At 69.1% G+C, this 8,678-nt stretch carries 8 protein-coding genes; 5 read left to right on the forward strand and 3 right to left on the reverse strand.

Translation table 11 applies throughout. The annotated features are described in order from the left end of the window. The first annotated feature begins 22 nt into the window (after positions 1-22). The 4 genes from E4M00_RS13325 to E4M00_RS13340 are packed head-to-tail and all read left to right on the forward strand — an operon-like array spanning position 23 to position 4,167. Positions 23-1,192: an acetylornithine transaminase gene (locus E4M00_RS13325; RefSeq protein ID WP_338033194.1), complete on the forward strand. Its 1,170-nt coding sequence runs from the start codon at positions 23-25 to the stop codon at positions 1,190-1,192. After that, entirely contained in the window at positions 1,189-2,121 is a 933-nt protein-coding gene (gene argF, locus E4M00_RS13330) for an ornithine carbamoyltransferase (protein ID WP_135120977.1), read from the forward strand. The genes E4M00_RS13325 and argF overlap by 4 nt, the downstream gene beginning before the upstream one ends. Beyond that, a complete protein-coding gene (gene argH / locus E4M00_RS13335) occupies positions 2,121-3,554 on the forward strand; it encodes an argininosuccinate lyase (RefSeq protein ID WP_135120978.1) in 1,434 nt (477 codons plus the stop codon). Before argF ends, argH begins: the two co-directional genes overlap by 1 nt. 7 nt (positions 3,555-3,561) lie before the next feature. Next, positions 3,562-4,167 (forward strand): DNA-3-methyladenine glycosylase, encoded by a 606-nt coding sequence (locus E4M00_RS13340; protein WP_135121016.1) that lies wholly within the window; start codon positions 3,562-3,564, stop codon positions 4,165-4,167. Positions 4,168-4,206: 39 nt separating this feature from the next. Here E4M00_RS13340 and E4M00_RS18075 read toward each other — a convergent pair whose 3' ends face one another. Beyond that, on the reverse strand, positions 4,207-4,779 hold the full coding sequence (locus tag E4M00_RS18075; RefSeq protein ID WP_056168010.1) for a hypothetical protein: 573 nt from the start codon (positions 4,777-4,779) through the stop codon (positions 4,207-4,209). Next, a complete protein-coding gene (locus tag E4M00_RS13350; RefSeq protein ID WP_135120979.1) occupies positions 4,776-5,411 on the reverse strand; it encodes a DNA-binding protein in 636 nt (211 codons plus the stop codon). The genes E4M00_RS18075 and E4M00_RS13350 overlap by 4 nt, the downstream gene beginning before the upstream one ends. Positions 5,412-5,532: 121 nt before the next feature. On the opposite strand from E4M00_RS13350, the gene tyrS reads away from it, so the two are divergent. Then, positions 5,533-6,834 (forward strand): tyrosine--tRNA ligase, encoded by a 1,302-nt coding sequence (gene tyrS, locus E4M00_RS13355; protein WP_135120980.1) that lies wholly within the window; start codon positions 5,533-5,535, stop codon positions 6,832-6,834. Positions 6,835-6,889: 55 nt separating this feature from the next. Here tyrS and E4M00_RS13360 read toward each other — a convergent pair whose 3' ends face one another. Next, entirely contained in the window at positions 6,890-8,257 is a 1,368-nt protein-coding gene (locus tag E4M00_RS13360; RefSeq protein ID WP_135120981.1) for a CoA transferase, read from the reverse strand. Positions 8,258-8,678: the final 421 nt, after the last annotated feature.

Consider the following 8,678-nt stretch of genomic DNA (forward strand, 5'->3'; position numbering starts at 1 on the left):
CCACCAGTCGATGATGGGCAGCATGGCGACCCCGCTCGGCATGCTCGACCGCGGCGAGGGCTGCTGGGTCTGGGACATGGACGGCATGAGCTACCTCGACTTCCTCGCCGGCATCGCCGTCAACTCGCTGGGCCACGCGCATCCGGTGTTCGTCGCGGCGGTCTCGGCCCAGGCCGCACGCCTGGCGCATGTCTCGAACTACTTCGCCACCGAGCCGCAGGTCGCTCTCGCCGAGCGACTCAAGCGCATCACGGGAGCAGGGGAGCGCGGCCGGGTCTACTTCGGCAACTCCGGGGCCGAGGCGAACGAGGCGGCCTTCAAGCTCGCCCGCCTGCACTCGTCCGTGCACTCCACTCCGCCGCGCACGCGCATCATCACTCTCGTCGACTCCTTCCACGGGCGCACCATGGGCGGGCTCGCGCTCAGCGGCAAGCCGGCGATGCGGGAGGACTTCCAGCCGGTGCCCGGCGGAGTCGAGCACATCGCCCCCACCCTCGAGGCGCTCGAGCAGGCCATGGACGGAACCGTCGCAGCCCTCTTCGTGGAGCCGATCCTCGGCGAGGCCGGCGTGCGGCCCCTCCCCGACGGCTTCCTCGAGCGTGCCCGGGAGCTCACGACGCAGTACGGCGCACTGCTCATCATCGACGAGATCCAGACCGGTGCAGGACGAACGGGTCGCTGGTTCGGGTTCCAGCATGCCGGGATCGTTCCGGATGCCGTCACGCTGGCGAAGGGCATCGGGGGAGGGTTCCCCATCGGCGCCCTGGTCACCTACGGCGATGCGTCCGAGTTGTTCGGCCCCGGCCAGCACGGCAGCACCTTCGGCGGCAATCCCCTCGCCACTGCGACGTCCAACGCCGTCCTCGAGGAGATCGAGTCCGCAGGGCTCGTGGCCAACGCCGCGGTCCGCGGTCAGGAGCTGCGCGCGGCCGTCATGGGCATCGGTTCCCCGCTGGTGACGGGTGTGCGTGGGGCCGGCCTCCTGCTCGGCATCGCGCTGTCCGAACCCGTCGCGTCCGAAGTCGTAGCCGCAGCGCTCCGCGAGGGCCTCATCATCAACGCCCCGAATCCCCAGAGCATCCGTCTCGCCCCGCCTCTGATCATCGGCGACACCGAGATCGCCGAGTTCACCGCACGTTTCACCCGCGCTCTCGAGAGCGTCCGCCCCGCCACCGCGAAAGAGACCCCATGACCCGCCACTTCCTCCGTGACGACGACATCACCCCGGCCGAGCAGGCCGCCATCCTCGATCTCGCCGTGGAACTGAAGCGCGACCGCTTCGCCGTGAAGCCGCTGGCCGGCCCGCAGACCGTCGCCGTCATCTTCGACAAGTCCTCGACCCGCACCCGCGTCTCGTTCGCGGTCGGGATCGCCGACCTCGGCGGTTCCCCGCTCATCATCTCCACCGCGAACAGTCAGCTCGGCGGCAAGGAGACCCCGAGTGACACGGCACGTGTGCTCGAGCGCATGGTCTCGGCCATCGTGTGGCGCACCTACGGCCAGGCAGGGCTCGAGGAGATGGCGGCCGGAACGACAGTCCCGGTCGTCAACGCCCTCTCCGACGACTTCCACCCGTGCCAGCTGCTCGCCGATCTGCTCACGCTGCGCGAGCACAAGGGCGAACTGGCCGGCCTCAGCCTCACCTTCCTCGGCGACGGCGCCAGCAACATGGCGCAGTCCTACCTCCTCGCCGGCGCGACGGCCGGCATGCACGTGCGGGTAGCATCCCCGGCGGGCTTCGAGCCGTCCGAGCAGGTGGTGGCCGACGCGCGGGCCATCGCCGCGGCCACCGGCGGCTCGATCACCGTGGGGGCGGATGCCGCAGCGCTGGTCGACGGCGTCGACGTCGTCGTCACCGACACGTGGGTCTCGATGGGCAAGGAGGACGAGAAGGCGGCGCGCGTCGCGGCCTTCGGCGACTACCGGGTCGACGCTGCTCTCCTGGCCCGCGCGGCCTCGGATGCCGTGTTCCTGCACTGCCTGCCGGCTGATCGGGGCTTCGAGGTCACCGCCGACGTCATCGACGGACCGCAGTCGATCATCTGGGACGAGGCGGAGAACCGCCTGCACGCGCAGAAGGCGCTCCTGGTCTGGCTGCTCGAGCAGAACGGAACGAAGTGATGGCCGAGAAGAACGGAACTAATGAGGGATCGCTCTGGGGTGCCCGCTTCGCCTCCGGTCCGTCGCCCGAACTCCAGCTGCTCAGCCGTTCCACCCACTTCGACTGGCGTTTGGCCGACTACGACATCGCGGGCTCGCGCGCTCATGCGAAGGCACTGGCGGCCGCCGGCTACCTCGGCGACGAGGAGCTGAAGGCGATGCTCGCCGGCCTCGACACGCTGCTCGAGCGCATCGAGAGCGGCGAGCTGACCGCAGCTCCGAGCGATGAGGACGTCCACGGCGCTCTCGAGGGCGCGCTCATCACCGTCGTCGGGCCAGAACTCGGCGGCAAGCTGCGCGCGGGCCGCAGCCGCAACGATCAGATCGCCACCCTCGTGCGGCTCTACCTGCGCGACCACGCCGTGCGGATCGCCGAGCTCCTCATCGACCTGATCGACGCTCTCGCCGCCCAGGCCAGCGCGCACGACGGCGCGATCATGCCGGGCCGCACCCACCTGCAGCACGCCCAGCCCGTGCTCCTCGCCCACCATCTGCTCGCGCACTGCTGGCCGTTCGTGCGCGACCTCGAACGCCTCGCCGACTGGGGACGCCGAACGGATGCGTCGCCCTACGGCTCCGGTGCGCTCGCCGGGAACACCCTCGGCCTCGACGCCGCGCTCGTCGCCCGCGAGCTCGGCTTCTCCCGTGTCGTCGAGAACTCGATCGACGGTACGGCGAGCCGCGACGTCGTCGCCGAGTTCGCGTTCATCACCGCGCAGATCGGGGTCGACCTCTCTCGCATCGCCGAGGAGATCATCATCTGGAACACCCGCGAGTTCGGCTTCGTCACCCTCGACGACGGCTACTCGACAGGGTCGTCGATCATGCCCCAGAAGAAGAACCCCGACATCGCCGAGCTCGCTCGGGGCAAGGCGGGGCGCCTCATCGGCAACCTGACGGGACTCCTCACCACGCTCAAGGGCCTCCCGCTCGCCTACAACCGCGATCTGCAGGAGGACAAGGAGCCGGTCTTCGACTCCGTCGACACCCTCGAGGTCCTGCTGCCGGCCTTCACGGGCATGGTCGCCACCCTGCGATTCGACACCGACCGGATGGCCGAGCTGGCACCACAGGGCTTCTCGCTCGCCACGGACATCGCGGAATGGCTGGTCAAGCAGCATGTTCCGTTCCGAGACGCCCACGAGTTCTCGGGATCCGTCGTCGCCTACGCCGAGGCCAACGGCCTCGACCTGCACGAGGTTCCCGACGATGTGCTCGCCGGCATCTCGCCCCATCTCACCCCAGCCGTGCGCGAGGTGCTCACGGTCACGGGCTCCGTCGGCAGTCGCACGGGTCTCGGTGGCACGGCCCCCGAGCGCGTCGCGGAACAGCTCGCCGCGCTGACCGCACGAGTGCGGTCGCTCGCCGAGGGCCTCACGCCCGCTCGGGCCTAGCCCCGTGGTGCTCGACCGCGCCGCCCTGTCCCGCGACGCGGTCGAGCTCGCACCGGAGCTGCTCGGCGCCCTCCTCACCCACCGCACGAGCGAGGGCGACGTGACCGTGCGGCTCACCGAGGTCGAGGCCTATCGAGGCACCGGGGAGGATCCCGGCTCGCATGCCCACCGCGGCATGACACCGCGAACGACTGTCATGTTCGGGGAGCCCGGCCACCTCTACGCGTACTTCACCTACGGCATGCACACCTGCGTCAACATCGTGTGCTCACCTGCCGGATCCGCGTCGGCGCTGCTGCTCCGGGCCGGTGAGATCGTCGACGGCGTCGAACTCGCACGCCGTCGCAGGCCGTCAGCAGCGAGTGACCGCGACTTGGCGCGCGGTCCGGCGCGCCTCGCGAGCGCTCTCGGCATCCCTCTCGCCGAGAACGGAGCCGATCTCTTCTCCGATCCGTTCGCCCTGCGGGGTCCGGATGCTGCACCCGACGTCGCGCGCGGTCCGCGTGTCGGCGTCTCGGGCGCGGGCGGAGGCGCGGCCTACCCGTGGCGCTTCTGGATCCCGGGCGACCCGACGGTGTCGGTCTACCGTCGGCACGCGCGATCGCACGACTGATCGACCGTGTCGTGAAGGCGCGAAGCGGATGCGGTGAGCTCAGCTCAGGGCGAGGTGCACGATGGCGCCGCAGAGGCACGCCCAGATCAGGCTGGCCATGGTGCCGATGATGAACCTCTCGCGAGCCTCGGACGACTCGAGCTCGGTGAAGCGGCCGACGCCCTTGACGGCCACGACGATCGCCAAGCCCTCAGGGAACCCGGCGATGATCGTCGCGACGGTGGCGAAACGTTCCAGTACGCCGATCGTCTGGCCTCCGCGCAGGATCTCGCGTCCCGTCGTCGCTCCGTCGGAGCGGATGCCCTCGACGAGGATGCCGCCGTGCACGCCGGTGCGCACGCTGCCCTTGGTCGCGAGGTCGAGCGCCAGCACCGCGGCCGGGCCGCCGCCGAACACCGCGAGGGCCATCGCGCCGATGACCACGACGATGGTGAGCAGCGGCTCGATCTGACCCGTAGCCAGCCAGGCGAGCACGAATGCAGCGGCGAGAGAGCCCGCTGCGGCCCAGGTCATCACCCTGTCCGGGCGCAGGAATGCTATGACGGCGAAGGTCGCCCCCGCGCCGAGCACGAGCACGAGCAGCAGCCAGATGACGATGGTGACGGCGATCATTCGGTGGGGTCCGTTCCGTTCCGCGTCGCTGGCGACGCCTCTGCATCGAGTTCGGCCAGGAGATGCTCCAGCGAAGACCGGGCGTCGTCCTCGACCCTCCAGAGCGCAGCACGGAGGCGCTGGCTCACGGCGGCAGCCGATATCCCGAGTATGCCAGCCGCATCCTTCTGGGAGTGACCGGCGCGCATCAGATCCGTCACCTCCCAGCCCTGCTCCGAGCGTCGTGCACGCGTGAGCAGGAGCATGCTGACGAGAGGCTCGATGATGGTGGCGCGCTCCGCGGCGTCGGGGGCGCGCAGGGCGAACCTGGACTCGGCGCGCTTGGCCGCCTCGACAGCGTCCCGGGCTCCGATGAACGCCGGCCCTGTGGCCTTGCGTGCGGCGTCGGGCAGCGGAGTGCGTACCGAACCGATCCCCAGCCCGATGCTCCAGTGTCCGGAGCGGGCGAGTGCTCCGACCATCGCCAGCGCCGTCGAGGCAGAGGGGGTGACGGCCTGGATCTCATCGCCGGCCGTCTGGTCGACCGGGAGCACCAGGTCGTCCCCGAAGGTGGTCTCGAGCGAACGCACCGCCGCATCCGCCCGGTCCACGTCGTGGCGGGAGTCGACTTGATCCGCTGTGATGACGAACATGAATTCTCCGATCTGAAGTCTGTAAGGTTACTCCAGTCAAATCAATTTGTGAAGCTTATTTCATTGACATCTAGTGTTCAGCCTTGATTCGCCCGCCGAGGCCCGCTGATAACCTTGCAGCGTGTCCGACCCAGCCATCCTCGCCGATCAGGCCAACGACCCGACCTTCTCCGACATCTGGGAGGAGCTCGTCTGGCGTGGACTCGTGCATGTCTCGACCGATGAGAGCGAGCTCCAGGAACTCCTCGCCGGCGATCCCATCACGTTCTACTGCGGGTTCGACCCCACAGCGCCGAGTCTCCACCTCGGAAACCTCGTGCAGCTGCTCGTCATGCGTCGCCTCCAACTGGCCGGTCACCGTCCTCTCGGACTCGTCGGCGGCTCGACCGGCCTCATCGGCGATCCCCGCCCGACGGCCGAACGCACCCTCAACACCCGCGAGACCGTGACCGAGTGGGTGGGCTACCTGCAGGGCCAGGTCTCCCGCTTCCTCAGCGCCGAGGGCGACAACGGCATGCGCCTCGTCAACAACCTCGACTGGACGGCCCCGCTGTCGGCGATCGACTTCCTGCGGGAGATCGGCAAGCACTACCGCGTCGGAACGATGATCAAGAAAGACGCCGTCGCGGCCAGGCTCAACTCCGATGCCGGCATCAGCTACACGGAGTTCAGCTACCAGATCCTGCAGGGGCTCGATTACCTCGAGCTCTACCGCAGCTACGGCTGCGTGCTGCAGACGGGTGGCAGCGATCAGTGGGGCAACCTCACGAGCGGCACCGACCTCATCCACCGCACGGAGGGGGTGAGCGTGCACGCCATCGGCACCCCGCTCATCACCAACAGCGACGGCACAAAGTTCGGCAAGAGCGAGGGCAACGCCATCTGGCTCGACTCGGCACTGGTGAGCCCCTACGCCTTCTACCAGTTCTGGCTCAACACCGACGACGCCGATGTCATCAGCAGGCTCAAGGTGTTCACCTTCCTCGATCGCGCAGAGATCGAGCGTCTCGAGGCGCTCGTGGCGAGCGAGCCGTTCCGTCGCGAGTCCCAGCGCACGCTCGCGCGCGCCGTCACGACCCTCGTGCACGGCGCCGACGCCACCGACAAGGCGATCGCCGCCGCCGATGCGCTCTTCGGTCAGGGCGACGTGGCCGCGCTCGATGCCGAGACGCTCGAGAGCGCGCTCCGTGAGCTGCCGAACACCACGACGTCCCCGACGGCGACCATCGTGCAGCTCCTGCTCGACACCGGCCTCAGCGGCAGCATCAGCGAGGCTCGCCGGGCGATCGCCCAGGGCGGCGTCTCGGTGAACGGCGTCAAGGTGACCGATGACACGGCGTCCATCGAGGGCTCGACGCTGCCGTCGGGCATGGCCGTCCTCCGACGGGGCAAGAAGACCCTCGCCGGGATCTTCGTCCTCTAGGCCACAGTTCGCACCGGGCCGGCCGGGGGCCACACCCGATGCGCAGCACGTGGGGTCAGCGCGGCAGCCACTCCGCCCTGTCCGTGCCCCACGGATGCGGCCCCGCGGCGAACGCGTCCGGTGATCCGTCGTACCGCGGCGCCGGTCGAACCGATCTGACGAGCCCGGCCTCGGTCGCGAACTCCTGGGTCTGATCGGCCAGGCCCGGGTCCCCCTCGGCGCGCGGGATGCGCGGCAGGGTCACCAGCTCGGAGGCCACCCGGGAGAGCGAGACCGACACCGCATGGCTGCCGCCCTCGGCCCGTTGCCGTCGCAGTCGCGACATGATTCCCGCGGCCAGCAGGTAGCCGGCCGAATGGTCGAGAGCCTGGGCAGGCAGCGCGCCGGGCGTGATCCCGTCCGCCGACTCGATCCACGAGATCCCGGATGCCGCCTGCACGATGCTGTCGAACCCCCGCCGCTGCGCATCCGACCCCGAGAAGCCCCACGCCGTCAGCCGTCCGATCACGATGCCCGGATGCCGCGCCGCGATGGCGGCGGGTGAGAGTCCCAGCCTCTCCACCGCGGCCGGCCGATACCCCAGTACCACCACATCGGCGTCCGCAAGGATGTCCTCGAACCGGAGTCGATCCGACGAATCCGCCAGGTCCAGAAGCGCGCTGCGCTTGCCCGCGCCGGTGTCGAGGTGCTGCCAGCCGATCTCGGGGAGTCCAGGGGAGTCGATGCGCAGCACGTCGGCGCCGAACAGCCCGAGGGTCCGCGTCGCCACGGGTCCGGCGATCACCCGGGTGAGATCCAGTACCCGGATGCCGCCCAGCGCCGTACCGCCGTCATGCCACGAACGCGGCTCGCCGCCGCCGACGAGCTCGCTCTCCACCAGGGCGCGCGTCGCCGCGGCTCGGGCAGCTCTCTCGTTCGGGCGGGCGACGACGACGGCGATGCCCCCGGCGTTCGTGACGGTGTCGGCGATCTCGGCGGCCGACGATCGAGCGGCGCGCTCGCGAAGCTCGTCGGCGCCGGCATCGACCTGTAGACCGAGCGCCGTCCGAAGTCGTTCCGCGTGATGCGGGTAGTTGCCGTGGGTGCGCACCCAGCCGTCGGATGCAGCCCAGAACCCCGAGAGCGGTGCCCACGCGGAGGGGGTCACGTCATCGATGCGGAACCAGCGCTCGCTCGAGTAGGCGGCGGCGATGCGACGGGGGTCGGATCGCACAGGGGGGAGCGACCCCGTCCTGTCCATGACGGTGGCCGCAGCCTGGAGCGCTGCGGCGTCGACACTGTCCTGGGCGAGTGAGCTGACGGGGAGGTTCGACGACAGGGGAACGGCGTTCTCAGGTTCCGAGACGGCCGCGGAGAGTGACTGGGCATCGCCCAGATCCGCGAGAATGCGGGGGAGCAGCGGGCGCACTCGAGCAGACCTCATATCGCCAGTATTCCGCCAAGCTGGGAGCGACACGCCCGGCGTGCGCGGCCGATTTGCGAGGTCCTCGAGACCCACGTAAATTCTTACTTATCACCCCAAAGGTGCGGCAGAGCGGATTCGCTCGCCGGCCTCAAGTGGGGATCGAATCTTAGCCATAAGGTCCGCAACCTCGAGTTGCGAAACACGGCTTTCAAGCCTAAGATTGCAAGTCCCGGTCGCGGAGCTGAACAGCTTCGAAACGCGAGAACACATCACGTCTCAGCCTCGCTGAGAATCAGTGGTCACAACCGCGTGAAGATCGTGTAATATAGAGAAGTTGCCTTCGAGTTGATCGCCTTTGGGTGTGAAGCGGGGAGCATCCGATCCTTGAGAACTCAACAGCGTGCACAATGTCAAATGCCAAAAACCTCGTGCAGTTTGA

It is taken from the genome of Orlajensenia leifsoniae (genome assembly GCF_004570845.1).
GTDB classification, from domain to species: Bacteria; Actinomycetota; Actinomycetes; order Actinomycetales; family Microbacteriaceae; genus Orlajensenia; species Orlajensenia leifsoniae.